The 19,526-nt window shown below is 62.0% G+C and carries 9 protein-coding genes; 3 read left to right on the forward strand and 6 right to left on the reverse strand.

Features of this window, described 5'->3' with window-relative positions; genetic code table 11:
* Positions 1–712: 712 nt before the first annotated feature.
* The 3 genes from H2O65_RS08545 to glnA form a co-directional block, all read right to left on the reverse strand.
* A complete protein-coding gene (locus H2O65_RS08545; RefSeq protein WP_182141302.1) occupies positions 713–1,051 on the reverse strand; it encodes a P-II family nitrogen regulator in 339 nt (112 codons plus the stop codon).
* Positions 1,052–1,065: 14 nt separating this feature from the next.
* Positions 1,066–2,319 (reverse strand): ammonium transporter, encoded by a 1,254-nt coding sequence (locus H2O65_RS08550; RefSeq protein WP_182141303.1) that lies wholly within the window; start codon positions 2,317–2,319, stop codon positions 1,066–1,068.
* 85 nt (positions 2,320–2,404) lie between these two features.
* Positions 2,405–3,826: a type I glutamate--ammonia ligase gene (gene glnA, locus H2O65_RS08555; protein WP_182141304.1), complete on the reverse strand. Its 1,422-nt coding sequence runs from the start codon at positions 3,824–3,826 to the stop codon at positions 2,405–2,407.
* Between the two features lie 282 nt (positions 3,827–4,108).
* On the opposite strand from glnA, the gene gltB reads away from it, so the two are divergent.
* Positions 4,109–8,656, forward strand: coding sequence for a glutamate synthase large subunit (gene gltB, locus H2O65_RS08560; RefSeq protein ID WP_259349501.1), 4,548 nt, complete (start codon positions 4,109–4,111; stop codon positions 8,654–8,656).
* Positions 8,649–10,109, forward strand: a complete 1,461-nt coding sequence (locus H2O65_RS08565; protein WP_182141306.1) for a glutamate synthase subunit beta — start codon at positions 8,649–8,651, stop codon at positions 10,107–10,109. Before gltB ends, H2O65_RS08565 begins: the two co-directional genes overlap by 8 nt.
* Positions 10,110–10,327: 218 nt before the next feature.
* Here H2O65_RS08565 and H2O65_RS10525 read toward each other — a convergent pair whose 3' ends face one another.
* A complete protein-coding gene (locus tag H2O65_RS10525) occupies positions 10,328–10,459 on the reverse strand; it encodes a hypothetical protein (protein ID WP_259349502.1) in 132 nt (43 codons plus the stop codon).
* Between the two features lie 65 nt (positions 10,460–10,524).
* Between H2O65_RS10525 and H2O65_RS08570 the strand changes: the two genes are divergently transcribed.
* Positions 10,525–11,538, forward strand: a complete 1,014-nt coding sequence (locus H2O65_RS08570; protein ID WP_182141307.1) for a hypothetical protein — start codon at positions 10,525–10,527, stop codon at positions 11,536–11,538.
* A 540-nt stretch (positions 11,539–12,078) separates the two neighbouring features.
* On the opposite strand, the gene H2O65_RS08575 is transcribed toward H2O65_RS08570, so the two are convergent.
* Complete coding sequence (locus H2O65_RS08575) at positions 12,079–15,987, reverse strand: DNA-directed RNA polymerase subunit beta' (RefSeq protein ID WP_182141308.1); 3,909 nt, start codon at positions 15,985–15,987, stop codon at positions 12,079–12,081.
* 30 nt (positions 15,988–16,017) lie between these two features.
* Entirely contained in the window at positions 16,018–19,518 is a 3,501-nt protein-coding gene (gene rpoB / locus H2O65_RS08580) for a DNA-directed RNA polymerase subunit beta (protein ID WP_182141309.1), read from the reverse strand.
* Positions 19,519–19,526 lie beyond the last annotated feature (8 nt).

The raw sequence follows: 19,526 nt of genomic DNA on the forward strand, positions 1-19,526 counted from the left end.
GCGCCTCGGTCCCCAACAGTTGATCCCTTCTCGGTCCCCCAGCGGCACCTTGGTCCCCCGGAAGTGCAATCCCGACCCCAAAACAGCCGGCTTTTCGCCCTCCACAGCTCCGAGGAACCTACGGGGGACCGACCACTGGGGTTCGAGGACGGCCACGCACCAAACCCGACGACGACCACGCACAAAACCTCTGGAGCGGCGATCCTGCGGGTTACGCCGCGGATATCCGCAACACTCCCGGTACGGGCGACCCTGAGGGCGGCTCCTCGGTCCCCCAGCGGCACCTCGGTCCCCCGGAAGTGCAATCCCGACCCCAAAACAGCCGGCTTTTCGCCCTCCGGGGGACCGAGGAACCTACGGGGGACCGACCACGTGGTACGAAGACGGCCGGACCCCGCGGTCGTCCGAGTGCCAGACGGACGAAAGTGGTGACCGCAGGAAAAGCCAGGCCGCCGGTAGAGTCAGGGCTGCGGAAAAGCCAGGCCGCCGGGAGGCGTAAACCCGGATGACTTGGAAGGGCGGCTGCAGGTATGGGAAAGCCCCGCGAGTCCTGAGATTCCGCGGGGCTTTCGTTGACACTGATGGTGAACGCCAGGTCGGGCCTGCCGGGCGAGGCCGGGGTCGGGCACGCCGGGTGTGGGCCGGGGCCCAGTTCGGCAGAGCCAGGCGAGGCCGGGACGGCCGAGGCCGGGCCCAGCGGGGCCGGGGCCCGCTACACGGCCTCCGCCCCTCGCTCCCCCGTCCGCACCCGAACGACCTCCTCGATCGGGCTCACCCAAACCTTCCCATCACCGATGGAGCCGGTCCGAGCCGCCGCGACAATCGCCTCCAGCGCACCCTCTACGACCTCGTCATTGACAACCACTTCAACCTTTGTCTTCGGCACCATGTGCGGCGTGTAATCGGCGCCGCGATAGTGCTCGCTGAGCCCCTTCTGCCGCCCTACGCCCGAAACCGCGGTCACAGTCGCACCCCCGAGTCCCAGTGTCTCAATCGCCTCTCGCACCGGACCCGCCTGATTCGGCTGGATCACTGCTGTTATCATTTTCATCGCCCCGCCCCTTTCTAGTAGTTCCCCGCGAGAACCTGCGGCTCGTACGCGGTTTCCGCGTGTTGCGTCAGGTCGATTCCCAGCAGCTCGTCTTTGTCCGACACGCGCCACCCGACCGTCTTTTCCAACGCTTTCGCCACCGCGAACGTGACCACCCCGGAGAAAACCAGCGCCACCAACGCGATCAACACCTGCGTGATCAGCAGCGCGAACCCGCCACCGAAAAGCAGTCCGCCCTCGGTCGCAAGGAAGCCGATCGCCACCGTTCCGACGAGGCCGCCCACTAGGTGGACCCCAACCACGTCAAGCGAGTCATCAAACCCGAAGCGGTACTTCAAACTCACCGCCGCCGCACACGCGAACCCCGCAACAAGCCCGAGGACGATCGCACCAACCGGGTTCAGCGCCCCAGCCGCGGGGGTGACCGCCACCAAACCTGCCACGACACCCGATGCGGCGCCGAGGGAGGTGGCGTGCTTCTCTGTGATCTGCTCATACAGCATCCACCCCAGCATCGCCGCCCCGGTCGCGGTTGTCGTGTTGACCCACGCCATTCCGGCGAGGCCGTCCGCGGTGAACGCGGAACCCGCGTTGAAACCAAACCACCCGAAGAACAGCAGTCCGGACCCCAGCATGATCAGCGGGAGGCTGTGCGGGCGCACCTGTTCTTTACCAAACCGGCGCCGCGTCCCGATGACGAGGGCGATCACCAGCGCTGCCATTCCCGCATTGATGTGCACGACTGTGCCACCCGCGAAGTCGATAGGCGCGGTGCCTGTCAGGGCCGCGATGGGGCCATCCCCTGAGAGCAGCCCCCCGCCCCACACCATGTGCGCCATCGGGAAGTACGCGAGCGTGACCCACAGGGTCGCGAACAGCATCCAGGTTCCAAACTTGACGCGCTCCGCCAGGGATCCTGCGATGAGTGCCACCGTGATGATTGCGAAGGTCGACTGGAATGCCACCCCGACCCAGGCGGGAACACCAAAGTCGTCAACGGCCGCGCCGTCGAAGGTTCCCATCAGGCCGAATTGTTCGAACGGGTTCGCGAAGATCCCCGCGATCGGTTGTCCACCGTAGGTCATCGACCATCCCCACAGCGGGTAGATGACGGCAACTACGGCGAGCGCACCAAAGACCATCATCATCATGTTGAGTACTGATTTGTTGCGGCTCATCCCCCCGTAAAACAGCGCGAGCGCCGGGGTCATGAGTAAAACTAGGGACGCTGAGGTCAGCATCCACGCGGTTGCTCCTGTATCAAGCATGGTTGTTTCCTTCCTGCACGGCGCCTACGTCAAGTGGGACTGTAGGTGAGCGCCGCAAGCCGTAAAGCCAAGGCACGCCTTCTTTCTAGACGCCGTAGTAGAGCTGGAATTCGAGGGGGTGGGGGAACGCGCGCATTTGCTGCACTTCGTTCTCATACTTGTATTCGATCCACGTGTCCAGCAGATCCTTCGGGAAGACGCCGCCTGCTGTCAGGAAGTCGTGGTCGGCGCGAAGGGCGTCGAGGGCGCGTGCCAGCGAAGCCGGCACGAAGTTGAGGCCTTCCAGTTCGTCCTCGTCCAAATCGAAGAGGTCCTTTTCGACGGGCGCTGGCGGCTCAATCTTGTTGAGGATCCCGTCGATTCCCGCCATCAGGCACGCGGAGAACGCCAGGTACGGGTTCGCTGCCGCGTCCGGAACACGGAACTCGATCCGCTTCGCGCTGGGCGAGTCCCCGGTGAGCGGGATACGCACTGCTGCAGAGCGGTTTCGCGCCGAGTAGACCAGGGTGACGGGCGCTTCAAACCCGGGAACCAGACGACGGTAAGAGTTCACGGTAGGGTTCGTGAAGGTGACGAGGGCGGGTGCGTGCTTGAGGAGTCCCCCAATGAACCAGCGTGCCTGCTCAGACAAGCCGCCGTAGCCCTTCTCGTCGAAGAAGAGGTTCTTGCCGTCTTTCCACAGGGAAATGTTCGTGTGCATCCCTGAGCCGTTGTCACCAAAGATCGGCTTGGGCATGAAGGTCGCAGTCTTGTGGTCAGCCAGCGCTGTGTTCTTGATGATGTACTTGAACTTCAGCAGGTTGTCGGCGGCGGTGGTGAGGCTCGCAAAGCGGTAGTTGATTTCCTGCTGCCCGGCGGATGCGACCTCGTGGTGAGCACGCTCTATCTTCAGGCCGGCCCCGCGCAAGTTGTTTGACATTTTGTTGCGGAGTTCGTCGAACTGGTCGGCCGGGGCCACGGGGAAGTACCCACCCTTGACGGGGAGCTTGTTGCCCAGGTTGCCGCCTTCTTCTTCCTTGCCGATCTGCCAGGCGCCCTCGGAAGACTTGATGGAGTAGAAGGTCTCGTCCGGCTCCGTGTTGAAGCGGATTTCATCGAAGATGAAGAACTCGGCCTCGGCTCCGATGTAGCAGGTGTCGGCAAGTCCCATTTCCCGCAGGTAGGCCTCAGCCTTGGCGGCGACCTGACGCGGATCGCGCGAGTAGGCCTCATCCGTTATGGGATCGACGATTGAGAACACGACGATCAGCGTCTTGGCTTCGCGGAAGGGGTCAACGTAGGCGGTGGAGACGTCGGCGACCAGCTTCATGTCGGATTCGTGGATTGCCTTGAAACCGCGGATCGAAGATCCGTCAAACATGAGCCCATCTTCCAACGCATCAGCGACTACGTCAGAAGGGATATTGAAATGCTGCTGAACTCCGAACAGATCGCAGAAGCGACAGTCGACGTACTCAATGCCTTCTGCCGCTACGAACTCAAGAAGCTCCTGCGGTGTGCTAAACATGGTGGTCCTTTCCGTTGTAACAGTGCCAAAAATGCCGGAACACACTCTTAGTAAATGATTGGTAAATCAATCACCAAGGACACTCTAGCTAAGCAGATATTCGCAGCGCTGGGTACGCCAAATAATGGCGAGTTTGCAGATTTATCATGTTTGTGCGTAATAATCGATTACATCCGAAAAGTTCTATTTGCGTAGTTTTTACGTATTTATGATCCTTTCTTTACTCTCCTGGTAGCAGGCCAGGAATGACGCGGAATGTTGGCAGGAGGACAAATGGAAAGCGTGAGCCCACAGAAACCGGGGGCAATCGGCCTTTACGACCCCGCATTCGAGCACGACGCGTGCGGTGTCGCCTTCGTGGCGACCCTGACAGGTCCGCCCACCCATCACATAGTGGAGCAGGGACTAAAGGCCCTAAAACGCCTCGACCACCGCGGCGCGGTCGGCGCGGAAGAGAACACCGGGGATGGCTCGGGGATCCTCCTGCAGATGCCAGACGAGTTCTTCAGGGCCACAATCCGCCCCGACCTGCCGCGCCTCGGCAGTTACGCGGCCGGCCTCGTCTTCCTTCCCGGCGCCTACGAAGGTCGTGTGGAACTGTCCAAATCCGTTGCCACCATCGAACGAATCGTCCGCGAGGAAGGCCTGCGCGTTGTTGCCTGGCGCGACGTTCCCGTCAATGAAGCCCCGATTGGGCCCACCGCCCGTGGTTCGATGCCCGTCTTCCGCCAACTGCTGGTCACCGACCGCGACGGCGTCAGAAGTGGCCGCGACCTCGACATTGCCGCCTACCGCCTGCGCCGCCGCGCCGAACGTGAAGCGAACACCTACATCGCCAGCCTCGACACCAAGACCTTCGTTTACAAGGGCATGCTGACAACTGACCAGCTGCCCGAGTTCTTTGAGGACCTGCGCAACCCCGCACTTACCTCCCGCTTGGCCCTGGTCCACTCCCGCTTCTCCACCAACACGTTCCCGTCGTGGCGCCTCGCCCAGCCGTTCCGCCGCATCGCCCACAACGGCGAAATCAACACGGTCCGCGGCAACCGCAACTGGATGCGCGCCCGCGAAAGTGAACTCCACAGCGATGTGATTGGCGACTTTGGCCCGCTGCTACCGATTACGTCCGAGGGCGATTCTGACTCCGCTTCGCTCGACGAGGTTCTGGAGTTACTCTCCCTTTCCGGGCGTTCCCTCCCCCACACCATGGCAATGCTGATCCCCGAGGCGTGGGAAAAGAACACCCTGCTCGACCCCAAGCTGCGCTCCTTTTACCAGTACTCCGCCTGCCTGATGGAGCCCTGGGACGGCCCCGCGGCCGTCACTTTCACGGACGGCTCTACCATCGGCGCCGTCATGGACCGCAATGGCTTGCGGCCGGGTCGCTGGCAGATCACCGACGACGACCTCGTCATCTTCGCATCGGAAACCGGCGTCCTGGACATCCCCGACAGCCACACCCGCGCGAAGGGGCGGTTGGAGCCGGGCACGATGTTCCTGGTCGACCTCGACGGCGGGCGGATCGTGCCCGATACCGAAGTGAAGCGCGACCTGGCAACCATGCACCCGTGGCAAGAGTGGCTGGACGAAGAGCTGGTCACCATCGATGCACTCCCGGAGCGCGAGCACATCGGTCACACTCGCTCCTCTGTTCTGCGTCGTCAGCAAGAGTTTGGCTACACGCAAGAGGACCTGGACGTCATCCTCACCCCGATGGCACGCGATGGCGTGGAACCCATCGGCTCGATGGGCTCCGACACCCCGATTGCGGTGCTCTCAGAGCGTCCTCGTCTACTTTTTGACTACTTCACGGAGTTGTTTGCCCAGGTCACGAACCCTCCCCTCGACGCGATTCGCGAAGAGCTGGTGACCTCGCTTGCCACCACGTCGGGCCCCCAGCCGAACCTGCTGGAGGACACCCGCAGCCACGCTCGCAAGTTGGCGATTGACTTCCCCGTCATTGATTCGGACCAGTTGGCGCAGATCGAACACATCGGCACTGCGCGGGCTGGCAAGGGATTCACGTCGAGGACGCTGCGCTGCCTCTACCGCGCGTCCGGGGGTGGAGCGGAACTGGAGGCCGCCCTCGAAAGCCTCTTCGCTGAAGCGGACCGCGCGATTGCCGAGGGCGTGTCGTTCCTGATCTTGTCGGACCGCGAAACCAACGCGGAAATGGCCCCGATTCCTTCGCTTCTGGCGACTTCGGCCCTGCACCACCATCTGCTCCGCCAGAAGACCCGCACCCAGGTCGGCCTCATCGTCGAGTCTGGGGACGCCCGCGAGGTCCACCACATCGCCCTCCTCATCGGTTACGGCGCTGTCGCGGTCAACCCCTACATGGCGACTGAGTCCGTAGAGACGCTGGCCACGGAGGGTTTGCTGGGTGACACCACCCCTGAGACCGCCGTCAAGAACGTCGTCAAAGCCCTGGGCAAGGGCGTCCTCAAAGTCATGTCGAAGATGGGGATTTCCACCGTGTCGTCCTACTGTGGGGCACAGGTTTTCCAGGCGATCGGCCTCAGCCAAACCCTGGTTGACCAGTACTTTACGGGGACATCGTCACCCTTGGGCGGCATCGGTATCGACGTGATCGCGGACGAGGTCGCCTCGCGCCACATGGTCGCGTACCCGCCCTCGGGCATTTCCCCTGCTCACCGCACACTTGGCGTCGGCGGCGAATACAAGTGGCGGCGCGAGGGCGAGGCCCACCTTTTCGACCCGCCGACGATCGCCCGCCTCCAGGTCGCGACACGCACCGAGTCCCGCGAAGTTTTCCGCGCATACACGGACGGCGTGGACGACCAGTCGCGGCGCCTCATGACCCTGCGGGGGATCATGCGGCTCAGATTCGACGAGGTCGAGCCGGTCCCGCTGGAGGAAGTCGAACCCGTCTCCGAAATCGTCAAACGCTTCGCGACCGGCGCCATGTCGTTTGGGTCTATCTCTCAGGAAGCCCACGAAACCATGGCCATCGCCATGAACACGCTGGGGGCGCGTTCCAATACGGGCGAGGGCGGGGAGTCGCCGGAGCGTCTGCGCGACCCGCTGCTGAACTCCGCGATCAAGCAGGTGGCGTCGGGGCGGTTTGGCGTCACCGCGGACTACCTGAGCCACGCCCGCGACATCCAGATCAAGATGGCGCAGGGTGCGAAGCCGGGCGAGGGCGGGCAGTTGCCGTCCGCGAAGGTCTACCCCTGGGTTGCGAAGGAACGCCACTCCACCCCGGGCGTCGGGCTGATTTCTCCCCCGCCCCACCACGATATTTACTCGATCGAGGACCTCAAACAGCTGATCTTTGACCTGAAGAACTCCAACCCCTCCGCGCGTGTTCACGTGAAGTTGGTGTCCGAGGTCGGGGTGGGCACAGTCGCCGCCGGCGTCGCCAAGGCGCGCGCTGATGTGGTGCTGATTTCCGGGGCCGACGGTGGAACGGGAGCCGCACCCCTCACATCCCTGAAGCACGCCGGTGCCCCATGGGAAATCGGGCTGGCAGAAGCGCAGCAAACCCTGGTCCTTAACGACCTCCGCGACCGGATTGTCGTCCAGGCCGACGGGCAACTCAAGACCGGACGCGACGTCATTATTGCCGCCCTGCTGGGCGCCGAGGAGTTCGGGTTCGCAACCGCTCCGCTTGTGGTTTCCGGCTGCATCATGATGCGGGTGTGCCAGAAAGACACCTGCCCGGTCGGGGTCGCCACCCAGAACCCGGAGTTGCGCGCCCGCTACAGCGGCAAGCCGGAGTACGTCATCAACTTCTTCACCTACATCGCGGAGCAGGTCCGCGAAATACTCGCCTCCCTGGGGTTCCGTTCCCTGGAGGAGGCCGTGGGGCGTGCTGATCTGCTTGACGCATCGGAGGCGATTGAGCATTGGAAGGCCCACGGGATCGACCTCGGCCCCGTCTTCCAACGCATTGAGCCGCGGCCCGGTTCGTCGCTGCACGGGGTGAAGGGGCAGGAGCATGGCCTCGAAAACGTCCTCGACCGCCGTCTCATCCTGCTGTCGTCGCCCGCCCTCGAAAATGCGGAGAAAGTGCAGATCGACGCCGAGATCCGCAACACGGACCGCTCAACGGGCACCATGCTGGGGCACGAGGTCGCGCTGCGCTATGGCGACCACGGGCTTCCCGCGGACACCATCTCCATCAACCTGACGGGATCGGCGGGCCAGTCGCTGGGCGCGTTCCTCCCCCAGGGCATCAGCATCTCGGTGCGCGGGGACGCCAACGACTACGTCGGCAAGTCGCTGTGTGGTGGGACGGTGGCGGTTTACCCACTGCCGTCGGCCGCCTTCGATCCCAAGGACAACACGGTGGCGGGGAATGTGGTGGCGTACGGGGCGACCTCGGGCGAACTACACATCCGAGGGCGGGTCGGCGAGCGGTTCGGCGTGCGGTGTTCCGGGGCGACGATTGTTGCGGAGGGTTGCGGCGACCACGCCCTCGAATACATGACCGGCGGGGAAGCGATGATCCTCGGCTCGACCGGGCGAAACGTGGCGGCGGGGATGTCGGGCGGGGTGGCGTATCTGCTGGACTTTGACCGTTCGCTCCTCAATCCGCAGATTGTGGACGAGGTCGAAGTGAGTGGCCTCACCGACGCCGAGGGCGTGCGGGTCGTGGAACTCCTGCAGCGCCACGAGGCGCTGACGGGGTCGGAGGTGGCGCGGAAGATCCTCGCCTACCTGCCCTCGTCGCTGGCACGGTTCACGCGGATTGAGCCGAAACAATACGCCTCGGTCCAAGCGATCTTGGAGCAGGCGAAGGCAGACGGCACCGACACAGAAGGTGCGAAGGTGTGGCAGCAAATACTGGAGGTCTCAAATGGCTGACCCAAAGGGCTTTCTCAATACCCGTGAACGTGAGTTGCGTACCCCGCGGCCCATCCCGATCCGTCTGCGTGACTACAAAGAGGTCTACGAAGACCAGGAGCTGGCCGTCGTCGAGAAGCAGGCCGGGCGCTGCATGGACTGCGGTGTGCCGTTCTGTCACATGGCGTGCCCACTGGGGAACCTGATACCCGAGTGGAACGACCTGGCTTGGAAGGGGAACTGGCACGCGGCAAGCGAGCGGCTGCACGCCACCAACAACTTCCCAGAGTTCACGGGGCGGCTGTGCCCGGCGCCGTGCGAGGCCGGGTGCGTCCTCGCCATCAACCAACCCGCGGTCACCATCAAGAACGTGGAGCAAACTATTGCTGACCACGCGTTTGATGAGGGCTGGGTGGTACCGCAGATCCCCAATCAGTTGACGGGGTACTCCGTGGCGGTGATCGGGTCGGGTCCGGCGGGGTTGGCGGCGGCCCAACAGCTAACTCGGGCAGGGCATACGGTCGCGGTGTTCGAGCGTGCCGATGCGATCGGTGGCCTGATGCGTTATGGGATCCCGGAGTTCAAGATGGAGAAGGCGGTGCTCGACCGGCGTATCGAGCAGATGAGGGCGGAGGGGACCCGCTTCTACACCGACACCGCGATTGGTGTGGACGTGACGGGAGAGGATTTGCAGGAACGTTTCGACGCCCTCGTCCTCGCCACGGGTGCGACAGTGGCGCGTGACCTGCCGATTCCCGGGCGTGAACTGGGCGGGATCTACCAGGCGGTTGACTACCTGACGCGGTCCACCAAGTACGTCCTCGATGGCGTCACTGAGGGTTGGGTGTCGGCTGAGGGCAAGGACGTCATCGTGATTGGCGGCGGCGACACCGGGGCGGATTGCCTGGGGACGGCGCTGCGGCAGGGGGCGAAGTCGGTGACGTCGCTGGAGATTATGCCGCGACCCGCTGATGAGCGCACTGCTCGCGACCCGTGGCCGACTTTCCCGATGATCTTCCGGGTGGCGTCGGCGCACCAGGAGGGTGGCGAGAGGGTTTACTCCACTTCGACCGCGGAGTTTGTGGACGAGGACGGAGATGGCCAGGTGACGCACCTTCGTCTCAACGAGGTGGCGTTTGTCGACGGGGCGCTGACGGTTGTCGAGGATACCGAGCGGCTTGTGCCCGCCCAGTTAGTGCTGCTCGCGATGGGTTTCACGGGGGTTGAGAAGCAGGGGCCTGTGGAGCAGTTGGCGCTCGAGGTCGATGAGCGCGGGAGAATTGTGCGCGATGGGGAGTGGGCAACTTCGGTGCCCGGCGTGTTTGTTGCCGGGGATGCGGGGCGTGGGCAGTCGCTGATTGTGTGGGCGATTGCCGAGGGCCGCTCAGCTGCCGCGGCGGCGGATAGCTACCTGCGGGGCCGCACGGAGTTGCCGGCGCCGGTGCTGCCGCAGGAGGTGGCGTTCCGCCCGTAGCCCGCACTCCCAGGAGCGGCGCGCCCGCCCTGCCTAGCCCCGCCTCGCGTGGCGATCCCAGCCTAACGGTGCGAGTTTGGCCTAACGGTGCGAGTTTGGCCGGGATTACGCTGTTATTTATCGTTAAGCGGCGCCAAACACGCACCGTTAGGCCAAAGGCGCACCGTTGTGCGCACCGTTGGGCCGAAGGAGCAGCGCACCATCCCAGCTACCCAGCCTCATGTGCCAGCACCACGCTCAACCCACTCCTTCCACAGAACAGCGAACACGGCATTTTCCACAAAGCGTGGAACTTCGTTCCCATTGGCCTCTACGGCTTTGCCATCCTTGATGAATGCTTCTCTCTTCAAGCGATCTGACTCTCAATGTCGGCGATGGCCGAGTTAAGCCCCGGCGCATTGTGGAGGAACAGCTTGTGCGCGTGGGAAGAGGCGTCTACATCAAGAAAGAAGCGCTCACTAGAGATCCGGAGCCGTGGAAAGTGAGAGCCCGGGTGGCTGAAGCGAGACTGCTGGCCTTCAATGCTCGAGCCTCGAAGCCGGCAACCTATTCGTTCACTGGAGAATCAGCGATGGTTGCACTTGGACTTGAGCCCTGGTGGAGCAATCCGAACATCAGCGTGCGTCGTCGAGCCCGGTCCGGCTTACAGACCGAAATGAGCGCAATCCCGCTGGGCGTCACAACCGTACCAGGAGTCCGGATTCAGCAAACTAGCACCTTTTCAAACTCCCTTGACCGACCGATTCTCACACCCAGCGGTCTGCCAAACAGTCCAGTTTCACTCGTGGTTCTGGACCTCGCCCGGTCCGCTCATCCCCTTCAGGCATTCCATGACGTTAGTGTTCTTCTACGTTTTCACGCCCGCTTTAGTAGGTGGCAGTTGGAGGCCTCGCGAACTCGCACACAGGTTGCCAAGAATTCTCTTCACCAGGAGCTCCACGCGCTGCGCGCAATCTCGGCAGGGGTCATCCGCGGATTTCAGCGCGCGCTTAAGCTCATCAATGTGAGTGAACCAGGAGTTGACTCCCCAGCCGAGTCGATTGTGCTCTGGGCGCTCCACTGCGTGTTGGAGCCGGGATACATAATCCAAAGCCAGCGCGCATTCACAGCGAATGGACGGAATCGCTTCGTCGATATTGCTCTCCCGGAGCCACAGATTGCAATTGAGGTCAGCGGCTTCGGCAAGTTCGGGGGGAGCTCTGCAAACGCGCACGAGGTCGCAGCCGCAGCCATGAGAAGGCAACAGGATCTTGACGACCTGGGGTGGAGCATCATAAACGTGACCTACCGGCAGGCCAAAGACGTCGAGGGACTGATCTCTTATCTAACTGAGCGGCTCTCTGTCCACGGGGTGAAGACCCGTTCGGCGCAGGGAGAGCTTTGGCTACCTCCGACTGCCGAGTTATTCGCAAGGGATCGTAGGTCGTGAGGTGTCGACAGGCGGCGCGTGCTCGCCAGACGGAGCCTTGGGGTACAGTCCGCTCCGAGCGGAGCGGGCCACAGCCTGCTCCGAGCGGAGCGGGTCCCGTCTAACGGAGCGGGTCCCGTCTAACGGAGCGGGTCGCGTCTAACGGAGCGCGTTGCGTCTAACGGAGCGCGTTGCGTCTAACGGAGCGCGTTGCGTCTAACGGAGCGCGTTGCGTCTAACGGAGCGCGCTTGGCCGACATTACAGCGTTATTCATGTCCAAATCGAGCCAAACGCGCTCCGTTAGGCACAAGTCGCTCCGTTGGCTGCGACGGTGTGGCGGCGGCGCGGTGTGGGGCGCGAGAGTTTGCGGGGGTGGCGGGGTATGACAGTGGCGCGGCGCACGGGAGCGCTCTCAGGCGGCAGGGCGGGGGCGGCGGCAGCCTCGGGCGCAATGCGCGAGAGTGTGGGCGGGGGGCGGCGGCAAGGCACCCCGCGGACATGCCAAAGCCCCGACCCCAGTGTCTCCACTGAAGCCGGGGCTTGCTGGTGCTAACTAGAACCTAGTTATTGGAGAACCCGAACCCGAAGTCGATGTTCTCCAGCGAGTGCACGAAGTCCTCCAGACCCGTGCGCCCGTCCTCGAGGGCGAAGTCGAGCGGGCTGTAGTTCATCTCAGCCATCGCTTCGGCGGAGGGCTCAACCTCAAGATCGCCATAGCGAGCCAGGCCCGTACCAGCCGGAATCAACTTACCGAGGATGACGTTCTCCTTCAGACCCAGCAGGGTGTCCGTCTTGTTGTTCATCGCCGCTTCAGTCAGAACCTTGGTCGTCTCCTGGAAGGAGGCGGCCGACAGCCATGAATCCGTTGCAAGCGACGCCTTGGTGATCCCCATCAGCATCGGACGACCCTGGGCGAACTTGCCACCCTGGGCTGCGATGCGACGGTTCTCATCGCGGTACGTCATCGAATCAACCAGCTCACCGGGCATGAAGGAGGTATCCCCCGGCTCCAGCACGGTTACCCGACGCGTCATCTGACGCACGATAACCTCAATGTGCTTAGCGTGGATATCCACACCCTGGGAGCGGTAGATGTCCTGAACCTCATCAACCAGCAGGCGCTGAGCCTTCGCAGCCCCACGCAAACGCAGAACTTCCTTCGGGTCCAGACGACCAACCGAGAGCTGCTGACCGGTGGTGACGTGGTCACCGTCCTCAACCAACAGCTTCGAACGACGCGACACCTCAATGGTGACGTCTTCCTTGTCATCGTCACGCTTGATGATGATGACGCGGTAGTTCGGGTTGTCCTCGTTGATTTCGATGGTGCCATCGGCCTCGGCCATGCGCGCCACACCCTTCGGCGTGCGTGCCTCAAACAGCTCCTGAACACGCGGCAGACCCTGGGTGATGTCCTGACCACCGGATGCCGCACCACCTGTGTGGAAGGTACGCATCGTCAACTGGGTACCGGGCTCACCGATCGATTGTGCCGCGATAATGCCCACGGCCTCGCCGATATCCGCACGCTTACCGGTCGCAAGTGAGCGACCGTAACAAGCAGCACAGGTACCGACCAGTGACTCACAGGTGAGGACGGAACGGACCTTGATCTTCTCAATGCCCGCAGCAATCATCGCGTCGAGGGACTCGCCGGTAACATCGGAGCCCTTCTCAGCAATAACATTGCCATCCCCGTCCATCACATCAGTGGCCAGCGTCCTCGAGTACGCGGTCGTCTCCAGAGTTTCGGAGCGGCGCATCTCACCGGTCTCTTCGTTGCGCGAAGCAATCTCGACTTCGACGCCACCACGGGTGCCACAGTCCTCTTCGCGAACGATGACGTCCTGCGAAACGTCGACCAGACGACGCGTCAGGTAACCCGACTCTGCCGTACGAAGCGCCGTATCCGCGGTTCCCTTACGGGCGCCGTGGGTCGCGATGAAGTACTCGAGGACGGTGAGGCCCTCACGGTAGTTCGCGCGAATCGGGCTTTCAATCAGCTTCTGCTTCGGGTCGGACACTAGGCCACGCATACCCGCGATCTGCTGAATCTGCGACCAGTTACCACGGGCCCCCGACTCAACCATCCGGTACACCGTGTTCTGCGCGGTGAAGTTCTGCCGCATGTCGTTTGCAACCACCTGGGTGCATTCGGTCCACACGTCAACCAGTTCGCGGTAGCGATCCTCAGCACCGATCAGACCACGATCGTACTCACTCTGAATCTTCGCTGCCTTCTCCTCATACTTCGCGAGGATCTCCACCTTGTTCGGTGACGGCTGGATGTCGGTGAATGAGAACGTCACACCCGACCAGGTCGCCCAGTAGAAGCCGGCCGCCTTCAGAGCGTCCAGACATTCGGCGACGAGGACGTTCGGGTAACGTTCAGCCAACTCGTTGACAATCTCCGAGAGCTGCGACTTCTTCACCACGTAGTTCACGTACGGGTAGTCAACCGGAAGCGTCTCGTTGAAGAGGGCGCGCCCCAGGCTGGTTTCCAGTTCGAGGTCGCCACCTTCCACCCACTCTTCGGGTGTTTCGTAGCCAAGCGGGGGCACGACACCTTCGAGGCGCAGGCGGATCTTCTGGTTGAGGCGGATGACACCCGCATCGAATGCCATGATCGCTTCGGCGATGGTGCCGTACAGCGGAATGATTTCCTTGCCGTCTTCACCAACTACGACCTCGTCCGGTTCGGAAGTCAGGTAGAAGAGGCCGTAAACCATGTCCTGCGCCGGCATTGCAACCGGGCGACCATCAGAGGGCTTGAGGATGTTGTTCGTCGACAGCATGAGGATGCGTGCTTCAGCCTGCGCTTCAGCACCAAGTGGCAGGTGAACTGCCATTTGGTCACCGTCGAAGTCCGCGTTGAAGGCGGCGCAAGCCAGCGGGTGCAGCTGGATGGCTTTACCCTCAATAAGCTGCGGCTCGAACGCCTGAATACCCAGGCGGTGCAGGGTTGGTGCACGGTTCAGCAACACGGGGTGCTCGCGAATGACCTCGTCGAGGACGTCCCACACCTCGGGACGCTGACGCTCAACCTTGCGCTTCGCTGCCTTGACGTTCTGGGCGAAGTTCTTGTCAACCAGGCGCTTCATGACGAAGGGCTTGAACAGTTCCAAGGCCATCTGCTTCGGCAGACCACACTGGTGCATCTTCAACTGCGGACCAACAACGATAACGGAACGACCCGAGTAGTCGACGCGCTTACCAAGCAGGTTCTGACGGAAACGTCCCTGCTTGCCCTTGAGCATGTCTGAAATCGACTTGAGGGGACGGTTGCCAGCGCCAGCCACGGGACGGCCTCGTCGACCATTGTCGAACAGTGCGTCCACGGACTCCTGAAGCATGCGCTTCTCATTGTTGACAATGATTTCGGGGGCGCCGAGGTCGAGCAGGCGCTTCAACCTATTGTTACGGTTGATGACGCGACGGTAGAGGTCGTTGAGGTCGGAGGTCGCAAAACGGCCGCCATCCAACTGCACCATGGGGCGGATATCCGGGGGGATAACCGGGACCTTGTCCAAGACCATCGTTGCAGGTGACGTACCTGTTGACAGGAACGCATTGACGACCTTCAGTCGCTTGAGCGCGCGTGTCTTACGCTGGGTGGAGCCACTGCGGACCGTCTCCTTGAGGATCTCAACCTCTGCTGCAAGGTCAAAGTCCTGCAGGCGCTTCTGGATCGCTGCCGCGCCCATGTCGCCCTTGAAGTAGGTGCCGTAGTTGGTGACCATGGCGTGGTAGAGGCGCTGGTCGTCGATCAGATCCCCAACCTTGAGGTCGCGGAAGCGCGTCCACACGTCCTCCATACGGCTGATCTGGTCGTCAAAACGCCTGCGGGTCTGCGACATTTCACGCTCGAAGAGGCGACGTTCCTTCTTGATGACGTCGGCGCGGGCGTCCTCGGACTCAAGTTCCGCGAGACGCTCTTCCAGCCGCGCAGCGATCTCGTTGACCTCAGAATCGCGACGGGTTTCGAGGCGCTTCTTCTTCACAGCCATCTCGTCACGGAGCATATCCGTGTCTTCGCGGCGGCCGTCCTCGTCGACCTCAGTGATCATGTAGGCGGCGAAGTAGTTGACCTTTTCCAAGTCCTTCGGCGCCAAATCCAGCAGGTAACCAAGGCGTGAAGGCACGCCCTTCAGGTACCAGATGTGGGTGACGGGAGCGGCAAGGCTGATGTGGCCCATGCGCTCACGACGAACCTTGGAACGGGTGACTTCAACGCCACAGCGCTCACAGGTGATGCCCTTGTAACGGACACGCTTGTACTTACCGCAAGCGCACTCCCAGTCACGGGTCGGGCCGAAGATCTGCTCGCAGAACAGGCCGTCACGCTCTGGCTTCAGGGTGCGGTAGTTAATGGTTTCCGGCTTCTTCACTTCGCCGAAAGACCACCTGGCAATGTCTTCTGACGTGGCCAGGGAAATCCTCAAACTGTCAAAGGTCTTTGCATCCAGCAAGACTTACTCCTTATTTCCGTGGGTCACGTTTCAGATGATGTCGATGGAACCGGCAGCGGAGAGCGGGCGGGTGTCCAGGGTGATCCCCAGTTCCTCACCTGCACGCATGTCCTCTTCGGTGACCTGAATGTCGAGGACGTTACCTTCGGCATCCAGGGCCTCAACGGCCAGGCACAGCGAACGCATTTCTTGGATGAGGACGCGGAACGATTCGGGAATACCCGGCTCCGGAATGTCTTCACCCTTGACGATCGCTTCGTAAACCTTGACGCGACCCGCAGTGTCGTCCGACTTGATGGTCAGGAGTTCCTGCAGCGCGTAGGCCGCGCCGTAAGCCTCAAGAGCCCACACTTCCATCTCACCGAAACGCTGACCACCGAACTGGGCTTTACCACCCAGGGGCTGCTGCGTAATCATCGAGTAGGGGCCTGTTGAACGAGCGTGAATCTTGTCGTCAACAAGGTGGTGCAGTTTCAGCATGTACTTGTAGCCAACCGCAATCTCGTACGGGAAAGGCTCGCCGGAGCGTCCGTCAAACAGTTGGGCTTTGCCCAGGGCGTTGACCAGCTGTTCGCCGTCACGGTTCGGGTTGGTCACTGACAGCAGACCGAGCAGTTGGTCAGCATCCAGACCGTCGAACGCGGGGGTTGCAACCTTGGAGTTCGGAGCTGCCTTCAGCGCATCAGCGTGGAGGGTCTTTGTCCACTCTTCGCCGGCCTCGCGAGCCTTGGTGGCATCCCACCCCTGCTTCGCGATCCAACCGGTGTGGAACTCAAGAACCTGACCGACGTTCATACGACCGGGGACACCCATCGGGTTCAAGATGATGTCAACCGGGGTGCCATCCGCGAGGAACGGCATGTCTTCAACCGGGAGGATCTTCGAGACGACACCCTTGTTACCGTGGCGTCCAGCCATCTTGTCACCAATGGTGATCTTGCGACGCTGTGCGACGAGGACGCGTACCGACTGCTTGACACCCGGGCCCAGGTCGCCGTCGTCCTCGTTCAGTTCGCGAACATCAATGACGATACCCTCTTCACCGTGGGGAACACGCAGGGACGTGTCACGCACCTCGCGCGCCTTCTCACCGAAGATGGCGCGCAGCAGGCGCTCTTCGCTGGTCAGTTCGGTTTCACCCTTCGGGGTGACCTTGCCAACCAGGATGTCGCCCGCGCGAACCTCAGCACCAACGCGGATGATGCCGCGTTCGTCGAGGTCGGACATGGCTTCCTCAGAGATGTTGGGGATATCCCGGGTTACCTCTTCGACACCAAGTTTGGTTTCGCGGGCATCGACCTCGTACTCCTCAATGTGGATTGAGGTGAGGACGTCGTCTTCAACAACGCGGCGCGACAGGATGATCGCGTCCTCGTAGTTGAGGCCTTCCCACGACATGTAGGCAACCAGGAGGTTCTTGCCGAGCGCCAGTTCGCCACCATCCGTGGAGGGACCGTCGGCGATGACGTCACCGGGTTCCACCACGTCGCCCTCGTTGACGAGGACGCGCTGGTTGATGCAGTTACCGGGGTTGGAACGCTTGAACTTGGTCAGCGAGTAACGCGACTGGGTGGCGTCATCGTTCGCAACTACGACCTCGTCGGCCGAAACAGAACTGACAACACCGGCCTTGTCGGCAACTTCAATCTCCATGGAGTCATGCGCGGTGCGACGTTCCATACCGGTTCCCACCAGCGGAGCTTCCGTCACCAGCAGCGGCACGGCCTGACGTTGCATGTTCGCACCCATGAGGGCGCGGTTGGCGTCGTCGTGCTCCAGGAACGGAATCAACGAGGTCGCAACGGACACCATCTGGCGCGCCGAAACGTCCATGTAGGTGATGTCATTGTGCTCGACGAACATGGGATCCTCGCCGGCAATACGGCACTGCACGAGTTCATCGCGGAAGGTGCCATCGGGGTTCGTCGGCGATGATGCCTGAGCAATGTACTGCCCAATCTCATCGTCAGCGGTCAGCCACTGGATTTCATCCGTGACACGACCGTCAACAACCTTGCGGTACGGGGTCTCGATAAACCCAAACGGGTTGATGCGCGCGAATGCAGCAAGCGAACCAATCAGACCAATGTTTGGACCTTCAGGGGTCTCAATCGGGCACATGCGGCCGTAGTGAGAGGGGTGAACGTCACGAACTTCCATGCCCGCACGGTCACGCGACAAACCACCGGGGCCGAGGGCGGAAAGGCGACGCTTGTGGGTCAGGCCCGCAAGCGGGTTGTTCTGATACATGAACTGCGAGAGCTGTGAGGTGCCGAAGAACTCCTTGATCGCAGCCGTCAGCGGACGGATGTTAATCAGTGAGGTCGGGGTGATCGCCTTCGGATCCTGGGTCGACATGCGCTCACGAACCGTGCGCTCCATGCGGGACAGGCCCGTGCGGATCTGCGCCTGAATCAGCTCACCGACGGAACGAACACGACGGTTACCGAAGTGGTCGATGTCGTCGGTCTCAACGCGGATCTCAGCGGGCTCACCGTGGCGAATACCAGGAAGAACCTTCTCACCCTTCTGCAGGGCAAGCATGTAGCGAACCGTGGCAACAATGTCGTCCTCGGTCAGGGTCTTAGCCCTGGTTGGGACGTCAAGGCCCAGCTTCTTGTTGACCTTGTAGCGTCCCACCTTGCCCATGTCGTAACGCTTGGGATCACGGTAGAAGTTGTAGAGGAGGGCGTCTCCGGCCTCGACCGAAGCTGGTTCACCTGGGCGAACCTTCTTGTAGATCTCTTCCAGAGCCTCTTCGCGAGTCTCGATCGCATCTTTAGCGAGGGTCTCTAGAAGCAGCGGGTAATCCTCATACAGCACTTCAATCTCAGGGGTGGTGAGGCCGATCGCCTTGAGGAACAGGGTGACGGGAAGCTTACGCTTGCGGTCGATACGCACCGAGACTGCGTCGCGGCGGTCAATTTCAAACTCAAGCCATGCGCCACGTGAAGGGATGATGCGCGCAGAGAATGTGTCGCGGTCCGAGTTGGGGTCCGACTGCTTGTCAAAGTAGACGCCCGGGGAACGAACCAGCTGGGAAACAACGACACGTTCGGTGCCGTTGATGATGAAGGTGCCGTCCTCGGTCATCATGGGGAAGTCTCCCATGAAGACGGTCTGGGACTTGATCTCACCGGTCTCTGCGTAGGTAAAGTCGGCCTTCACGTACATCTTTGACGAGTAGGTGAGGTCGCGTTCGCGGCACTCCTCAGGGGAGTTGCTGGGGGGTTCCAGGGTGGGCTCGCGGAACTCAAGGAGCATTTCCTTGCGGGGGTCCTCAATCCCGGAGGTTTCCTCAAACACTTCGTCGAGGCCGGATTCGCCGTGAACTTCTTCGCCACGTGCGACGGCCTGCTGAAGGGCAGTCTGGGAATACTTGCTCCAGTTGCGTGTCCCACACAGCCAGTCGAAGCTGCGGATCTGCAGTTCGAGGAGGTTGGGGGCCTGGAGCGGCTCGCGAAGTTTCGCGAATGAAATACGGTGTGTGGGTTCGTATACGGCGTTCGCCGCGTTTGAACTGGCAGCCAAAGGGGGTC

Source organism: Schaalia sp. JY-X169 (assembly GCF_014069575.1).
Taxonomy (GTDB): domain Bacteria; phylum Actinomycetota; class Actinomycetes; order Actinomycetales; family Actinomycetaceae; genus Scrofimicrobium.